This window comes from Pseudoalteromonas luteoviolacea (assembly GCF_018100925.1).
In the GTDB taxonomy this organism is placed as follows: domain Bacteria; phylum Pseudomonadota; class Gammaproteobacteria; order Enterobacterales; family Alteromonadaceae; genus Pseudoalteromonas; species Pseudoalteromonas obscura.
Genome location: NZ_JAGJEH010000002.1, coordinates 731849 through 747460, shown reverse-complemented (window position 1 = coordinate 747460; position 15612 = coordinate 731849). Strand labels below are relative to the sequence as shown.

Annotated in this window: 11 protein-coding genes; 1 reads left to right on the top strand and 10 read right to left on the bottom strand. The window is 43.4% G+C overall.

Annotated elements, in window-relative coordinates:
* Positions 1-688: 688 nt before the first annotated feature.
* From sucD to sdhC, 8 genes are all read right to left on the bottom strand, one after another.
* Positions 689-1561, bottom strand: a complete 873-nt coding sequence (sucD, locus tag J8M00_RS06175; protein WP_023399328.1) for a succinate--CoA ligase subunit alpha — start codon at positions 1559-1561, stop codon at positions 689-691.
* Positions 1561-2727, bottom strand: a complete 1167-nt coding sequence (sucC, locus tag J8M00_RS06170) for an ADP-forming succinate--CoA ligase subunit beta (RefSeq protein ID WP_023399327.1) — start codon at positions 2725-2727, stop codon at positions 1561-1563. The genes sucD and sucC overlap by 1 nt, the downstream gene beginning before the upstream one ends.
* A 185-nt stretch (positions 2728-2912) precedes the next feature.
* Positions 2913-4400, bottom strand: coding sequence for a 2-oxoglutarate dehydrogenase complex dihydrolipoyllysine-residue succinyltransferase (gene odhB, locus J8M00_RS06165; RefSeq protein ID WP_211009449.1), 1488 nt, complete (start codon positions 4398-4400; stop codon positions 2913-2915).
* 10 nt (positions 4401-4410) lie between these two features.
* A complete protein-coding gene (gene sucA / locus J8M00_RS06160; protein ID WP_211009448.1) occupies positions 4411-7224 on the bottom strand; it encodes a 2-oxoglutarate dehydrogenase E1 component in 2814 nt (937 codons plus the stop codon).
* Positions 7225-7314: 90 nt separating this feature from the next.
* Positions 7315-8040, bottom strand: coding sequence for a succinate dehydrogenase iron-sulfur subunit (locus tag J8M00_RS06155; protein ID WP_023399324.1), 726 nt, complete (start codon positions 8038-8040; stop codon positions 7315-7317).
* A 10-nt stretch (positions 8041-8050) separates the two neighbouring features.
* On the bottom strand, positions 8051-9823 hold the full coding sequence (gene sdhA, locus J8M00_RS06150) for a succinate dehydrogenase flavoprotein subunit (protein ID WP_023399323.1): 1773 nt from the start codon (positions 9821-9823) through the stop codon (positions 8051-8053).
* The gene (sdhD, locus tag J8M00_RS06145) at positions 9824-10171 is read right to left on the bottom strand and encodes a succinate dehydrogenase, hydrophobic membrane anchor protein (protein WP_211009447.1); all 348 of its coding nucleotides are present in this window, start codon (positions 10169-10171) and stop codon (positions 9824-9826) included.
* Positions 10162-10539, bottom strand: coding sequence for a succinate dehydrogenase, cytochrome b556 subunit (gene sdhC / locus J8M00_RS06140; RefSeq protein WP_155250762.1), 378 nt, complete (start codon positions 10537-10539; stop codon positions 10162-10164). The genes sdhD and sdhC overlap by 10 nt, the downstream gene beginning before the upstream one ends.
* 415 nt (positions 10540-10954) lie before the next feature.
* On the opposite strand from sdhC, the gene J8M00_RS06135 reads away from it, so the two are divergent.
* Positions 10955-12241 (top strand): citrate synthase, encoded by a 1287-nt coding sequence (locus J8M00_RS06135; RefSeq protein WP_211009446.1) that lies wholly within the window; start codon positions 10955-10957, stop codon positions 12239-12241.
* Between the two features lie 142 nt (positions 12242-12383).
* Here J8M00_RS06135 and yccX read toward each other — a convergent pair whose 3' ends face one another.
* Together yccX and J8M00_RS06125 are read right to left on the bottom strand one after the other, a co-directional pair.
* Positions 12384-12650 carry an acylphosphatase gene (gene yccX, locus J8M00_RS06130; protein WP_211009445.1) on the bottom strand — a complete coding sequence of 89 codons (267 nt, stop codon included), beginning with the start codon at positions 12648-12650 and terminating at the stop codon, positions 12384-12386.
* A 176-nt stretch (positions 12651-12826) separates the two neighbouring features.
* Positions 12827-15493 carry a TonB-dependent receptor plug domain-containing protein gene (locus J8M00_RS06125; RefSeq protein ID WP_211009444.1) on the bottom strand — a complete coding sequence of 889 codons (2667 nt, stop codon included), beginning with the start codon at positions 15491-15493 and terminating at the stop codon, positions 12827-12829.
* Positions 15494-15612: the final 119 nt, after the last annotated feature.

Sequence of the window (15612 nt, the reverse complement as noted above, 5' to 3'; positions counted from 1 at the left end):
ACATCGTGCGAAGTGATTTCAGGATGGCGGCGAACGAAGCGAGTTCATTTGCTTTGCGCAAGGTGAAATGGGTAGTCTTAACAGTTGATGAGGTCATCACCATCATTGCTAAGTTCACTTTAAAAACATAGATCCTGAATCAAGTTCAGGATGACATCGTGCGAAATGATTTCAGGATGGCGGCGAACGAAGCGAGTTCATTTGCTTTGCGCAAGGTGAAATGGGTAGTCTTGACAGTTGATGAGGTCATCACCTCCATTGCTGAGTTCATTTTAAAAACATAGATCCTGAATCAAGTTCAGGATGACATCGTGCGAAATGATTTCAGGATGGCAGCGAACGAAGCGAGTTCATTTTCTTTACGCAAGGTGAAATGGGGAGTTTTGACAGTTGATAGGTCATCACCTCCATTGCTGAGCTCACTTTAAAAACATAGATCCTGAATCAAGTTTAGGATGACATCGTGCGACGTGAGTTCATTTGCTTTACGCAAGGTGAAATGGGTAATTTTGACAGTTGATGATGTCATCACCTTCATTGCTAAGTTCACTTTAAAAACATAGATCCTGAATCAAGTTCAGGATGACAGCGAGCGAAGTGAGCTCAGGATCACATCGTGCTATTTAGGACGGGTCATATTATACAAAAAAGGCTCCCTAAGGAGCCTTTTACCTGAGTGGTAATGTAATTACCAACCAGCTTTTTCTTTAAGTGCAGAACCGATCTCAGCTAGAGAACGAACAGTCTTAACGCCTGCTTCTTCTAGAGCTGCGAACTTCTCATCAGCAGTACCTTTACCACCTGAGATGATTGCACCTGCGTGACCCATACGCTTGCCCGGAGGAGCAGTAACACCAGCGATGTATGAAACAACTGGCTTAGTCACGTTGTGTTTGATGTACTCTGCAGCTTCTTCTTCTGCTGTACCACCGATCTCACCAATCATTACGATTGCTTCAGTCTTAGGATCGTTCTGGAACATTTCTAGTACGTCGATGAAGTTAGTACCTGGGATTGGATCACCACCGATACCAACACAAGTAGACTGACCGAAACCAGCATCAGTAGTTTGCTTAACTGCTTCGTAAGTAAGAGTACCTGAACGAGATACGATACCTACTTTACCTGGTAAGTGGATGTGACCAGGCATGATACCAATTTTACACTCACCCGGAGTGATAACACCTGGGCAGTTAGGACCGATCATGCGAACGCCAGTTTCTTCTAGCTTCACTTTAACATCAACCATATCAAGTGTAGGGATGCCTTCAGTGATACAAACGATTAGCTTAATGCCACCGTCGATAGCTTCTAAGATAGCGTCTTTACAGAATGCTGCTGGAACGTAGATTACTGTTGCAGTTGCACCAGTAGCTTCTACAGCTTCACGTACAGTGTTGAATACTGGAAGACCTAGGTGAGTTTGGCCGCCTTTACCTGGTGATACACCACCAACCATTTGCGTACCGTACTGGATAGCTTGCTCAGAGTGGAAAGTACCCTGACCACCAGTGAAACCCTGACAGATTACTTTAGTATCTTTATTAATTAGTACAGACATTATTTGCCCTCCGCAGCAGCAACTACTTTCTCTGCAGCATCTGTTAGTGATTCAGCAGCGATGATGTCAAGACCAGAGTTAGCTAGTACTTCACGGCCAGCTTCAGCGTTAGTACCTTCAAGACGTACAACTACTGGTACGCTTACACCAACTTCTTTAACTGCACCAATGATACCTTCAGCGATCATGTCACAACGAACGATACCACCGAAGATGTTTACAAGTACTGCTTTCACATTGTCATCTGAAAGGATGATCTTGAATGCTTCAGATACACGCTCTTTAGTCGCGCCGCCACCAACGTCTAGGAAGTTAGCTGGCTTGCCACCGTGTAGGTTTACGATGTCCATTGTACCCATCGCTAGGCCTGCTCCGTTAACCATACAACCAACGTTACCGTCTAGAGCAACGTAGTTAAGTTCGAAGCTTGCAGCGTGAGCTTCACGTGCATCTTCTTGTGAAGGATCGTGGAATTCACGGATCTTAGGCTGACGGAATAGCGCGTTGCCATCAACACCAATCTTACCGTCTAGGCAGTGTAGGTTGTTTTCGTCAGTGATTACTAGAGGGTTGATCTCTAGAAGTGCGAAGTCATGATCGATGAACATGTTCGCTAGACCTAGGAAGATCTTAGTGAACTGTTTGATCTGAGCTGGGTTAAGACCAAGCTTGAAGCCAAGCTCACGACCTTGGTATGCCTGAGGGCCTACTAGTGGATCGATTTCAGCTTTGTGAATAAGTTCTGGTGTTTCTTCAGCAACTTGCTCGATTTCTACACCACCTTCAGTTGAAGCCATGAACACGATTTTACGTGAAGCACGGTCAACAACAGCACCAAGGTATAGCTCATTTGCAATATCAGTGCAGCTTTCAACAAGGATCTTAGCAACAGGCTGACCTTTTTCGTCAGTCTGGTAAGTCACTAGGTTTTTACCTAACCAGTTTTCAGCAAATGCGCGGATCTCGTCTTTGCTATCAGCTAGCTTAACACCGCCAGCTTTACCACGGCCACCCGCGTGTACTTGACATTTAACGACCCACTTGTCGCCACCAATCTTACCAGCAGCTTCAACTGCTTCCTGAGGAGTGTCACAAGCGTAACCCTCAGATACAGGTAAACCATATTCGGCAAAAAGTTGTTTTGCCTGATACTCATGCAAATTCATGATGCTTTATCCAATTTTTTATACTAAAAATGCTGAATATTTATGCAAATAATCAGCTATCCCAAATTGCGCCCATAGTATAGATCCCAAGGCGTAGTAAGAAAACCCCAGTTAGACCAAAGGCGCAAAAAAAAAGCTGTATGTTGCTTAATTGCACACATACAGCTTAAGATTTAATCTTTCGCTTAAACGTCTAGAAGTAGACGAGTTGGATCTTCTAGTAATTCTTTGATTGTTACTAAGAAACCAACTGATTCTTTACCATCGATTTGACGGTGGTCATAAGAAAGCGCTAGGTACATCATTGGTAGAATTTCTACTTTACCGTTTACAGCCATCGGGCGCTCTTGGATTTTGTGCATACCAAGAATCGAAGACTGAGGTAGGTTGATGATAGGCGTAGAAAGTAATGAACCGAATACACCACCGTTAGTGATAGTGAAGTTACCACCAGTCATGTCATCAACAGTTAACTTACCGTCGCGGCCTTTAAGTGCTAGCTCACGAATACCCTTTTCGATTTCAGCAACAGATAGCTTATCACAGTCACGAAGTACTGGTGTAACTAGACCACGAGGTGTAGAAACAGCGATGCTGATGTCGAAGTAGTTGTGGTATACGATGTCATCGCCATCGATTGATGCATTTACTTCAGGGAAGCGCTTAAGTGCTTCAGTTACCGCTTTCACGTAGAAAGACATGAAGCCAAGACGGATGCCGTGACGCTCTTCAAATACATCTTTATACTGCTTACGAAGATCCATGATTGGTTTCATGTTTACTTCGTTGAACGTAGTTAACATTGCAGTAGAGTTCTTTGCTTCAAGAAGACGGTTAGCAATTGTCTTACGTAAACGAGTCATAGGAACACGTTTTTGAGTACGATCACCTACTGGTGCCGCTGGAGCTGCCGCTGCTTTAGCAGGAGCTGCAGCAGGTTTTGCTGCAGGAGCTTTCAAGAAGGCATCTACGTCTTCTTTAGTGATACGACCACCTTTACCAGAGCCTTTGATTTGAGAAGCATCAAGACCTTTTTCTGCAATTAGGCGACGAACTGATGGAGTAAGTACGTCAGCGTTTTCATCAGAAGCCGCAGGAGCTGCGTCTGCTTGAGCTGGAGCTGCTGGTGCACCACCCGCTGAAAGCTTACCAATAACCTGCTCGCCAAGAACTGTGTCGCCTTCAGCGTGCAAGTGTTCACCCATTACACCATCTTCAGGTGCAACAACTTCTAAAACAACTTTGTCAGTCTCGATGTCAACTAGGTTTTGGTCACGGCTTACAGCCTCACCTGGTTGTACGTGCCAAGTTGCGATTGTAGCGTCTGCTACTGACTCTGGAAGTACTGGTACTTTAATGTCCACTTCTTTACCTTCTGCTGCTGGCGCCGCTGCTGGCGCTGCTGGTTGTTCATTTGATTGAGCAGGTGCTGCGCCCGCAGCACCGATTTGTGCAATTACTTGCTCGCCTAATACAGTTGCGCCTTCTTCTTCAGAAATAGCAACAATTACACCGTCTTCAGGTGCAACAACTTCTAAAACGACTTTGTCAGTTTCGATGTCAACTAGGTTTTGGTCACGGCTAACCGTATCACCAACGCTTACATGCCAAGTTGCGACGGTTGCGTCTGCAACTGACTCAGGAAGAACAGGCACCTTAATTTCGGTTGTCATCTCTTATTCCTTATTTTTTAATTGTTAATGCGTCAGCAATCAACGCGTTTTGTTCTTTAGTATGGGTAGACATATAACCACAAGCAGGTGCTGCTGAAGCCTTACGACCAGCATAAGTTAGGTTTGCACCAGTAGGGATTGCTTCCCAGAAATGGTGTTGAGAGCAGTACCAAGCGCCTTGGTTCTGTGGCTCTTCCTGACACCATACGAAATCTTTAACATGCTGGTAGCGAGCCATAATCTCATCCATCTCTTTGTGAGGGAACGGATATAACTGCTCAACACGTACGATAGCAACATTGTTTAGCTCAAGCTTGCGACGCTCTTGAAGTAGTTCGTAGTAAACTTTACCGCTACAGAATACAACGCGCTCAACATTCTCAGGCTTAATATCATCAATTTCATCGATCATATTATGGAATACGCCGTCAGAAAGCTCTTCCAAACTTGAAACTGCTAAAGGATGACGTAACAATGACTTCGGCGTCATAACAATCAATGGACGACGTAACGGACGAACTGATTGACGACGTAACATTGAATAAACCTGTGCAGGCGTAGTCGGAACACACACTTGCATGTTGTGGTCTGCACAAAGTTGCAAGTAACGCTCAAGACGTGCTGAACTGTGTTCAGGACCTTGACCTTCATAACCATGAGGTAGCAACAGAGTCAAGCCACATAGACGGCCCCACTTTTGCTCACCAGAACTTAAAAACTGGTCAAATACAACCTGAGCACCGTTTGCGAAGTCACCGAACTGAGCTTCCCAAAGAACCAATGAAGTAGGCTCTGCTGTCGCATAACCATATTCGAATGCAAGTACAGCTTCTTCAGAAAGTACTGAGTCATAAACCTCAAAAGTACCCTGCTCTGGGCTGATGTTTTGCAACGGTAAATAAGTAGATGCGTCAATTTGGTTGTGAACAACAGCGTGACGGTGGAAGAAAGTACCACGGCCAGAATCTTGACCTGTTAAACGAATATCAGTGCCTTGGTCAACCATTGTCGCGTATGCCAGTGTTTCAGCCATACCCCAATCAAGTGGTTTGTCACCTGTAGCCATCGCTTTACGATCATCATAGATTTTCTTAACACGAGACTGCGCTTTGTGCTCTTCAGGATAGCTAGCAACCTTTTCACCAAGCTCTTTGAGCTTGTCTACAGATACTTCAGTCTCGTATGGTGTATCCCAATCGTGACCTACGTATTTAGACCATTCTGAAGAATGCTTAGTTTCAGGCTGAATTTCAGCAACTACACACTCGCCATTGTCTAAACCGTTGCGGTAGTCGTCAGCTAGTTGCTTAGCTTCTTGTGCAGAAAGTACACCTTCAGCTACTAACTTGTCAGAATATAATTGACGAGGTACTGGGTGCTTTTTGATCTTTTGATACATTAGAGGCTGAGTAGCATTTGGCTCATCAGCTTCGTTGTGACCGTGACGACGGTAACACACTAAATCAATAACAACATCACGCTTAAACTTGTTACGGAAGTCAAGCGCAACTTGTGTTACGAATGCAACCGCTTCAGGATCATCAGAGTTAACGTGGAAGATTGGAGCCTGAACCATCTTAGCAATATCAGTACAGTACTCTGTTGAGCGTGTATCTTCTGCCTTAGATGTTGTAAAACCAACTTGGTTGTTTACAACGATACGTACTGTACCACCTACACCATAAGCGCGAGTCTTAGATAAGTTAAAGGTCTCTTGTACAACACCTTGTCCAGCGATTGCTGAGTCACCATGAATGGTAATTGGCAATGCTTTAGAGCCACTTGCACAGTTTAAACGGTCTAGACGTGCTCTTACTGAGCCCATGACCACTGGGTTTACGATTTCTAAGTGAGACGGGTTAAAAGCCAATGCCATATGAACATCGCCACCCTGAGTTGAGAAATCAGAAGAGAAACCCATGTGGTATTTAACATCACCAGAACCCGCCGACTCACCGTATTTACCAGCGAATTCGTCAAATAATTCCTGTGGATTCTTACCTAAAACGTTAACTAGTACGTTTAGACGACCACGGTGCGCCATACCAATTACAACTTCTTCTTGGCCGCTTTCACCTGCTCTATGTACAAGCTCTTTAAGCATTGGCACTAGTGCGTCACCACCTTCCAGTGAGAAGCGCTTTGCACCTGGGAATTTAGCACCAAGATACTTTTCAAGACCATCAGCTGCGATTAAGCCTTGCAATAAGCGTAGTTTGTTTTCTTTGCTGAACTGGGGCTTTGAGAAACCGGCTTCTAAGCGTTGTTGTAACCAGCGCTTTTCTTCGGTTGATGTGATGTGCATGTACTCTGCGCCTACAGAACCACAATATGTGGACTTAAGTGCAGCGTATAAATCTTTTAACTTCATTGTCTCTTTGCCACAAGCAAAAGAGCCAATATTGAATTCTTTATCGAGATCCACATCATCTAAATCGTGGTAAGCCAACTCGAGTTCTCTCACTCGGTCACGTTGCCATAGACCCAATGGGTCTAGATTGGCGTTTTGGTGGCCCCTAAATCTAAATGCATTAATAAGCTGCAACACACGCACTTGTTTTGCATCTGCCGCACCTTCTGCAGAAACTACTACTTCTCTGTGTTTGTTCTTAGCAAGCTCAGCAAATTGTGCTCTTACATCGGAATGTTTAATATCAACATCAACACCTTCTACTTTAGGTAGTTGATCAAACACTTCTCGCCATTCTTCTGGCACTGAAGCCGCATCATCTAGATACGCCTCATATAAATCTTCTACATATGCAACGTTGCCGCCGTATAAGTGAGAAGATTCCAGCCATGCTTTCATCACACCTTCGTGCATTTATTAGCCCTTTTCTCTAGCGCAGAAACTTAAACTTAAACGAAAACAAGATGGCATGTCATGCATGCCATCTTAAGATAATACTAAGCTTTAAACCGAACGGTTTAATAGCATAGATTTAATATGTCCAATTGCTTTGGTTGGATTCAAACCTTTCGGACAAACGCTAACACAGTTCATGATACTGTGACAACGGAATACGCTGAACGCGTCATCAAGACCAGCCAAACGCTCTTCAGTTGCCGTGTCGCGGCTATCAGCCAAGAAACGGTACGCATGAAGAAGTCCAGCAGGACCGATAAATTTATCTGGGTTCCACCAGAATGATGGGCATGAAGTTGAACAACATGCACATAAAATACACTCATATAAACCATCAAGCTTTTCACGATCTTCAAGACTTTGAAGACGCTCTTCACCGCCTGTTGGCTTATCATTGATCAAGTAAGGTTTTACTTTTTCGTATTGAGTGTAGAACTGACTCATGTCAATTACCAAGTCACGAATTACTGGAAGACCAGGTAATGGACGAATGATAATTTTACCTTTGCCGTTCTTTTGTAGAGCTGACAGTGGTGTAATACATGCAAGGCCATTTTTACCATTCATGTTTACGCCATCAGAACCACATACACCTTCACGACATGAACGACGGAAAGAAAGTGTTGAGTCTTGCTCTTTCAACATAAGTAGTGCATCAAGCACCATCATGTCACGGCCTTCTTCAACCTCAAGTTTGTATTCCTGCATACGAGGTGCAGTATCAACATCTGGGTTGTAACGATAAACAGATAATTCTAAAGTTGCTGTTGCCATCGTTTAACTCCTAGTACGTACGAGCTTTAGGTGGGAATGCTTCACGCGTAGTCGGCGCAAAGTTAACATCACGCTTTGTCATTGACTCACTTTGTGGGTGATACATTGAGTGGCATAGCCAGTTCTCATCATCACGCTCTGGGAAGTCAAATCTAGAGTGAGCACCACGGCTTTCTGTACGGAAGTTTGCAGCAACGGCTGTCGAATACGCTGTTTCCATAAGGTTATCAAGTTCTAAGCACTCGATACGCTGTGTGTTGAACTCAGTTGACTTGTCGTCAAGGCGTGCATACTGAAGACGGTCACGGATCTCTTTAAGTTCTTTAAGACCGTCAGCCATTGCATCACCTTCACGGAATACCGAGAAGTTAAGCTGCATACACTCTTGCAAATCTTTCTTGATTTGAACTGGGTCTTCGCCTTTGCCAACTTCTGATGATTCCCAACGATTGTAGCGAGCAAACGCTTCATCAACATCGTCTTTAGAAGCTTCACCAGTTGACTCAAAGTCTTTCAAGTAAGTGCCTAAGAAGTTACCCGCAGCACGGCCAAATACAACTAAGTCAAGCAGTGAGTTACCACCCAAACGGTTCGCGCCGTGTACAGATACACAAGCGATTTCACCTACTGCAAATAGACCTTCTACAATACGCTCATTTCCATTGCTATCTACGTCTAGCACCTGACCATTTACGTTAGTAGGTACACCACCCATCATGTAGTGACATGTAGGGATTACCGGAATTGGCTCTTCAGCAGGATCTACGTGAGCAAATGTCTTAGACAGATCACAAACACCTGGAAGACGTAGGTTAAGCATTTCTTCACCTAAGTGGTCAAGCTTAAGCTTAATGTGAGTACCCCACGGGCCGTCACAACCACGACCTTCACGGATCTCAGTCATCATTGCACGTGCTACAACGTCACGACCAGCAAGGTCTTTTGCGTTAGGCGCATAACGTTCCATGAAACGCTCGCCGTCTTTATTTAGAAGGTAACCACCTTCACCACGACAACCTTCAGTTACAAGCGTACCTGCGCCTGCAATACCTGTTGGGTGGAACTGCCACATCTCCATGTCTTGCATGCCGATGCCTGCACGAACCGCCATACCAACACCGTCACCAGTATTGATGTGTGCATTGGTTGTTGACGCGTAAATACGACCTGCACCGCCTGTCGCTAATACAACAGCTTTAGACTTGAAGTAAACTACTTCACCAGTTTCGATTTCGATCGCAGTAACACCAACTACATCACCCTTGTCATTTTTAACAAGGTCTAATGCATACCACTCAGAGAATACGTTTGTCTTGTTTTTAACATTTTGCTGGTATAGACAGTGAAGTAACGCGTGACCAGTACGGTCAGCAGCTGCCGCTGTACGCGCAGCCTGTTCACCACCAAAGTTTTTAGACTGACCACCGAAAGGACGCTGATAAACACGGCCATTTTCAAAACGTGAAAATGGTAGACCCATGTTTTCTAATTCAGTAATAGCTTCTGGACCCGTTTTAGTCATGTACTCGATAGCGTCTTGGTCACCGATGTAATCAGAACCTTTGACAGTATCGTACATGTGCCATTCCCAGTTATCTTCATGAGAATTACCAAGTGCTACTGTAATACCACCTTGCGCAGAAACTGTGTGAGAACGAGTTGGGAATACTTTAGAGATAAGAGCACATGTCTTGCCTGACTCAGAAATAGCAAGTGCAGCACGCATACCCGCACCGCCGGCTCCGACAACTACAGCATCAAATTCACGGACATTATATTTCACTTAAACACCCCACAGAACAAACAAACCAACAGCAACATATGCAAGTGCCATTAGATTTAATACAAAGCCTAAAACTGAACGCATTGTTGCACAGTTGACGTAGTCAGTTAAAACCTGCCAAAGACCAATACGAGTATGAACCATAATACAAACGAGTGTAATCATAGTTGCAGCTTTCATGGCTAGGTTGTCAAATAACCCAGTCCACGCTTCATACGTTAATTCAGGAGTTAACGCTAAGTAGCCCACGATAAATACAGCATATGCTGCAATAATTAATGCTGTTGCGCGAAGTGATACATAATCTTGTACACCATCACGTTTCAGAGTTGCTTGATTTAAGACCATATCCACACTCCACCAAGAATCGCAACGATTACCCAAATGGCGATTGCAATTTTAGCACTTGCATTGCCCGACTCTAACTCTTCCCAGTGGCCCATGTCTTGGATCATGTGACGGATACCGCCAATGATGTGGTAAGACAATACAGCCAAGGTGCCCCACGCAATGAATTTCGCAATAAAGCCAGTCATTAGCCCTTTCACAAATTCAAAACCTTCAGGAGAAGAGAGAGATTCAGACCACGCCCAAATGACAAAAGTCAACGCGAAGAACAACGCGACACCAGTGACACGATGTAAGATCGACGCCTTTGCCGTTGCTGGCATAGATATAGTCGTAAGATCTAGATTTACAGGTCTTTGCTTTTTCACAGTTACTTGCCCATCTTTGCTCGATAAGAGCTTCATCTACTTGTTTTTATCAACCCACTTGCACGACATGCACAAATGGCACACTCTAGATAAACCTGTTTAAACACTTAAAAGATCACTTGCCTGTAAAACTTCGATGTAAAAATAGGTTTACCCACAGACGACACGGTATAAAACCGTTGACAGTATATAAGGCTATGCGTGTTTTTACAATTCTTGTTTAGTTTCGTACGCTTGCGAATTAGCCAATGGTATAATATTTAATCTGGTTAGAATACTTATTATACATTTTTGCATAATTCTTAGAAAAATTGACTTTTCACCCCATTTATAAGTTACAATGATCTGAATTTGCTTAACATTAGTATCACAACATAACAATCAGAATGTTGTTATTTCATAGGAGATAAGATAGATGGCAGATAAGAAAGCCACAGTCCATATTGATGGGCACGATCCAATCGAACTACCGATCCACTCTGGCACAGCAGGCCAAGACGTTATCGACGTTCGTACGTTAGGTGCCCACGGCTTCTTCACATACGACCCTGGTTTCATGTCGACTGGCTCTTGTGAATCATCTATTACTTACATTGATGGTGCAAAAGGTGTACTTCTTCACCGCGGCTACCCGATCGAACAACTTGCAGAAAACTCAAACTACATTGAGCTTTGCTATTTACTATTAAACGGTGAACTACCAAACGCAGAGCAGCTAAGTACTTTCTCTGACGAGATCACTCGTAACACTATGATGCACGAGAAGATTGCAGCATTCTTCCAAGGCTTCCGTGTTGATTCTCACCCTATGGCAATGCTATGCGGTGTAGTGGGTGCGCTTTCATCTTTCTATCACGATGATTTGGATATTTCAGACTCAGAGCAGCGTATGCGTTGTGCAACTAAGTTAGTTGCAAAACTTCCAACTATTGCAGCTATGGCATACAAGTACAATGTAGGCCAGCCGTTTGTTTACCCTCGTAACGACCTTAGCTATGCAGAAAACTTCCTACATATGATGTTCTCTGTACCAGCTGAAGAATACAAAGTTAGCCCTGTATTAGCTAAAGCAATGGATCGTATTTTCATGCTTCACGCTGACCATGAGCAAAATGCATCTACGTCAACTGTACGTCTTGCAGGCTCTTCAGGTGCAAACCCATACGCATGTATTGCTGCTGGTATTGCTTCACTATGGGGCCCAGCGCACGGTGGTGCAAACGAAGCATGTCTAACAATGCTTGAAGAAATTGGCTCTGTTGATCGTATCGACGAGTACGTAGCAAAAGCAAAAGACAAGAACGACCCGTTCCGCCTAATGGGCTTTGGTCACCGTGTTTACAAGAACTTTGACCCACGTGCTACAGTAATGCGTCAAACTTGTCATGAAGTACTTAAAGAGCTAAATATTCAAGATCCACTGCTAGACGTTGCAATGAAACTTGAGCAAATTGCGCTTGAAGACCCGTACTTCATTGAGAAGAAACTATACCCGAACGTAGACTTCTACTCAGGTATCATTCTTAAAGCGATTGGTATCCCTACAAGCATGTTCACAGTGATCTTTGCAATGTCTCGTACTGTTGGTTGGATCTCTCACTGGAATGAAATGCTTTCTCAAGCTGGTCACAAAATTGGTCGCCCTCGTCAGCTATACACTGGCTACACAGCGCGCGATTATAAAGGCCAAGGTGAGCGTTAATCGTTCATGATTATTGAAAAAAAGAGGCTAAACAGCCTCTTTTTTTATTTGAAAACTGTATTATTTTTACCCTCCACCTAAAAACGTATAGAATAATGTACAAAGAAAGCACCCCATCGCATCCAAAAAAAATAAATAATATTTAAAATATTTCGAAGTTTTCTGACATTTCCACGTCAATATCTTCTCTCTTCACTGAATCAACCTTTGCCATTGTCGGCCCTTTTTCCAGCCAAGATGCTAGCTCTGAAATTTTTTCAATGTGCCCAGTCGCTATCACTTCAACACTTCTATCCGGTAAATTCTTTGCGTAACCAACTAGCCCTAATGCGGAAGCTTTTATCTTTGTGTGATACCTAAATCCGACTCCTTGCACTACGCCCGTCACTATAAACCTGCTTGAATGCATAATATTTATCTCTTAATGTCTTAGGAGTAAGCATAGGTTTGATGTGAGAATTGTTGAAGAAAAATCACGATAAGATTTTAACTCTGAACTCATTCAATACAGATGCATAGCATCAAAACACAAAACGCCCGATAAAACTGACAGTTTTACCGGGCGTTTGAGAGATTTAGTTCTATTTAAAACTTATAAGCGAACTTCAAGTAAGCCTGACGGCCCAATATACTATGCGTTTTATTGTCAACACCCATGGACTCAGAAGGTGCAAATGGTGCTTCTTCATTCGTCAGGTTAGCTGCACCGACAGTCACAGTTAACTGCTCATAACCAATATAAGTAACACTGGTATCTATTGTTGTCCAAGAATCTATCTCAAACTTATTTCCATCGCTATCCGCCAGATCATTGTAAGAGTTGATGTAATTAACACTGAAGTTTGCTACCCAATCATCAAGTGCCCAATCAACACGTGCATTCCAACGCAGATCTGGATGTTGGTATTCACCATTTTCATCTTCGATAACCGAAACCGAATTGCCATTTTCATCCGTTCGAATAAGCTCTTCGTCAAAGTTCAAAACATAAGTTACGTTATATCCAAACTTAAATTCACCCATGTCTTTTGTCGGAAGTCGATATTCTAAATCAACATCGATACCATCTGTCTTTCTGCCACCAATATTGACAAAAGTATCGTTGATCAGTCGAATACGCCCAGGCGTACCACCAGTACTCGCTTCACGCACAACTAATTTAGGGTCATCACCACAACAGTCGACAATATCTTGAGCACCTATTTTCTTAATTAAGTTATCCTGATCGTAATTCCAGTAATCAACACCCACACTAAAGTCATCTGTAGCCTGCCAAACGATACCTAAGTTATAGTTTGTAGACTCTTCTGGCTGTAGGTTTTTATTACCGGCCACTTCAGCCGTGTATTCAAACGGCTCACAATCCAAAGGATCCTTGGTAATTTTACAGCGCTCTCGGTCAATCACACTTGGTGATTCATCAGTTCTACCTAAGTGGAGCTGTACCAGTGATGGTGCTCTAAATGCGGTGCCCCAAGAACCACGCACAACAATTTCTTCTATTGGTGTCCAACGGAAAGCAACTTTTGGATCTGTTGTGTTACCAAAATCACTGTAATCTTCATAACGAAGTGCCAATTGTAGTTCTAAATTTTCAGTGGCTGGTACGATAAATTCGGCAAATAAAGCGGTATTGTCTCTATCCCCATTTGCTTGCGTTGCTTCAGTACCAAATATTTCACCATTCAAGTACTGACTGTCAGGATTATCCTCGATTTTTTCATAACGATGCTCTAAACCAAATGCTGCGGCCACATAGCCATCACCGAGTTCGAAAAGCTCACCAGAGACTGTCGCGTCAAATGACTGCATTGTTGATGCACCGTAACGCATTGTGGTTGTTTCAATTCTATCTAAAGTGGCTTGAGAATTTTGGCTTGGCTCAAATGGGTTCCAGTTACCGTTGTCTATTTCAGCCTGTGCTCTTAGCTTATTAGGAAAACCATCAAAGCCTTTTTCAACCGCACTTGAACGGATGGCTGAGTAAGCAAACTCCCACTCCCACTCTTTAAACTCACCACGCATTCCCATTACAGCGCGGTAATACTCTGAATCTACATCCTTTTTACGGTTACCGATATCTACTGTACGTCGTCGCATAGAAATACCTACGCCGTGCAAGAAGTGATCAGGCTGATCTGCCAATGGGTGATTCGGGTTGTCCCCGGCCATATTCAATTCTGTAAAACTTGGACTTGCTGCACCTTGAATAAACGTGGAAGTATGTTGCGCTGAAAACTCAGCAAATCCTTCCACACCGTCCATGATCTCTTGAACGCCATTGTAGTTAAAGCTGATCCGTTCGGTAGACGGAATAAGTGTCATATGAGGCGCATAATCATAACGACAAATATCACCGATTATCATGTTTTCCGGGCATTTATCATTGCCCCACACATCGGCAAAAATAGTCTGTCTTACTTTCGTTCCATCATCTTCGACTCGTGTGACTGGAAGTGCTTCCCATTGTGCATCTGTGAGTTGGCTTCGTACAACTTCGATGCTTCCAGGGATACCAGATGAACTCAGTGCATTATTACCACCACGAAATCTTTGATCTGCCGTAGACGCATAATCTCTATCAGCATAAAAAACATCACCACGCTTAAAATAATCTAGTGAAAAGTTGTGATGTCCCTTATCAGTCGAGCTGCCCCATAGTAACGTGAAATTTTCTTCTTCTGCTCCACCATCAGCTGTATCAGATATTTTGCCGGCAATTTCAAAACCATCAATATCGTCACGTAAAATAATATTGATAACACCTGCAACAGCATCTGAACCATAGGTTGCTGACGCTCCATCTTTTAGTACGTCAATGCGTTTTACTGATGAAACGGGTATTGTGTTTAAATCAACGAAAGACGTTTCAATATCTTTCGCAAAAGGGCTAACCGCTACTCTTCGACCATTGATCAAAACCAACGTTGAAGACGCACCTAAACCTCTTAATGCAACACTTGAGCCGCCATTTGCGGTGTCATCACTGGAGTTGCCCTGTGTACTAAACGTACCAGCACCAGCCACTGGTAATTTTTGTAAAGCCCCTATTAAATCTGTCGAGCCCGTTGCAGCCAAATCTCCTGCCGAGATTGTTTGGATTGGTGAAGGCCCTTCTAAATCAGAACGTTTAATATGTGATCCCGTGATCTCAATACGTTCTACTTCATTGTCGTTTGCAAAACTTGGGCTTGCCCCCCCAAGTAATGCAATACCGACTGCAGATGCAATTAGCGTAATCCCCTTTCTCATTATCTTTATTCTCCGTAGTGTATTAAAAACATCTTTTTAACCTTTATAACACATAGAAAAAACAATAAAAACACATTTAAGAGAGGTTTAATTTACAAAATGTAAACGAATCGACTAGG

Coding starts and splice junctions, on each gene's coding strand:
- sucD (WP_023399328.1), bottom strand. CDS start 1,561: ATGTCTGTACTAATTAATAAAGATACTAAAGTAATCTGTCAGGGTTTC.
- sucC (WP_023399327.1), bottom strand. CDS start 2,727: ATGAATTTGCATGAGTATCAGGCAAAACAACTTTTTGCCGAATATGGT.
- odhB (WP_211009449.1), bottom strand. CDS start 4,400: ATGACAACCGAAATTAAGGTGCCTGTTCTTCCTGAGTCAGTTGCAGAC.
- sucA (WP_211009448.1), bottom strand. CDS start 7,224: ATGCACGAAGGTGTGATGAAAGCATGGCTGGAATCTTCTCACTTATAC.
- J8M00_RS06155 (WP_023399324.1), bottom strand. CDS start 8,040: ATGGCAACAGCAACTTTAGAATTATCTGTTTATCGTTACAACCCAGAT.
- sdhD (WP_211009447.1), bottom strand. CDS start 10,171: ATGGTCTTAAATCAAGCAACTCTGAAACGTGATGGTGTACAAGATTAT.
- J8M00_RS06135 (WP_211009446.1), top strand. CDS start 10,955: ATGGCAGATAAGAAAGCCACAGTCCATATTGATGGGCACGATCCAATC.
- yccX (WP_211009445.1), bottom strand. CDS start 12,650: ATGCATTCAAGCAGGTTTATAGTGACGGGCGTAGTGCAAGGAGTCGGA.
- J8M00_RS06125 (WP_211009444.1), bottom strand. CDS start 15,493: ATGAGAAAGGGGATTACGCTAATTGCATCTGCAGTCGGTATTGCATTA.